At 57.9% G+C, this 1550-nt stretch carries 1 protein-coding gene; it reads left to right on the top strand.

The window, feature by feature from the left end; translation table 11 throughout:
* Positions 1 to 1550: immunoglobulin-like domain-containing protein (locus ACF8GB_RS17730; RefSeq protein WP_392527389.1), on the top strand; the 1550-nt coding region annotated here is incomplete at both ends.

The following is a 1550-nucleotide window of genomic DNA, read 5'->3' on the forward strand; positions in this document are numbered from 1 at the left end:
GTCATCACTTACACCGTGACGCTGACCAACCCGGCCCAGACTCCGGTAACTGTGACCTTGTCCAACGGCCAAGTCATCACCGTTGAGGCTGGCAAGACTCAGGGCAGTATCGACTTCCAGACCCCGGCCAACGACGTTTACAACAACGGCTCGACCGTTAGCGTGACTATCGACAGCGCCACGGGCGGTAACTTCGAGCAGCTAACGCCTAACCCGACGCCAGCCGTAACGACGATCAATGATTCAATCGACACCACTACCGCGACCCTGACCGCGAACCCTTCGGTTACTGAGGGCGGTGTCATCACCTACACCGTGACCCTGACCAATCCGGCTCAGACTCCGGTGACCGTGACCCTGTCCAACGGCCAGGTCATCACCGTTGAAGCAGGCAAGACTCAAGGCAGCATCGATTTCCAGACCCCGGCCAACGACGTTTACAACAACGGTTCCACCGTTAGCGTGACCATCGACAGCGCCACGGGCGGTAACTTCGAGCAGCTGACGCCTAATCCGACGCCAGCGGTAACGACGATCAACGACTCGATCGACACGACCACTGCCACGCTGACGGCTTCGCCGAGCGTCACTGAAGGCGGCGTCATCACCTACACCGTGACCTTGACGAACCCGGCCCAGACGCCGGTGACCGTGACCCTGTCCAACGGCCAGGTCATCACTGTTGAAGCAGGCAAGACCCAGGGCAGCATCGATTTCCAGACCCCGGCCAACGACGTCTACAACAACGGTTCCACCGTTAGCGTGACCATCGACAGCGCCACCGGCGGCAACTTCGAAGAACTGACCGCAAACCCCACGCCAGCCTCCACGGTCATCAACGACAGTATCGACACTGTCACCGTTAGCATCGTCAGTAACGGCAATGTGACCGAAGATCAGCAGCCGTCTTTCACGGTCAAAGTCAGTCAAGCCTTGGACCGTCCGCTCACTGTCACATTGTCGAATGGTGACAAAGTCACCATCGAGGCTGGAAAGACTGAGGTCGAGTACAAGCTCGCCGCACAAGGCGACGATGTCATCAAGGATCCAGGCTCCGTCACGCTAGGTGTGACCGACGCTAGCGTCCCGGGCGCCACGTTCGAGAACCTAGTCATCGGTGGCCCGGCAACAGTTGAAATTTCCGACACCATCAGCGAAGTCATCGCAACCCTTACGGCGGACAAGACGACTGTTACAGAGGGTGGCCAAGTTACCTACACCGTAACCCTGAGCAACGCTCAAGGCTTGCCTGTCACTCAACATGGAGCACTGACTTTCACGCTGACTGACGGGACGAAAGTCACCATTCCAGCCAATAGCGTCGCTGGCAGCACTACTATTGCCGTTGGCGATGATGTGTATATGGGTGGCCAGCCTGCTCTGGTGAACAAGCTAGAGTCGGTTTCGGGTGGAGATAACTTCGAGAAGTTGACGCTGGGCAATGAGGTTGTAACCACTACCGTAACTGACGAGCCAGGTTCGGGTACCCCGGGCACGGGTAACCAAGGCGATCTGGTGCTGGTCACTATTACCGCTGACCAGAACTCCGT

Source organism: Pseudomonas sp. xss_4, assembly GCF_043104125.1.
GTDB lineage: Bacteria > Pseudomonadota > Gammaproteobacteria > Pseudomonadales > Pseudomonadaceae > Aquipseudomonas > Aquipseudomonas parafulva_B.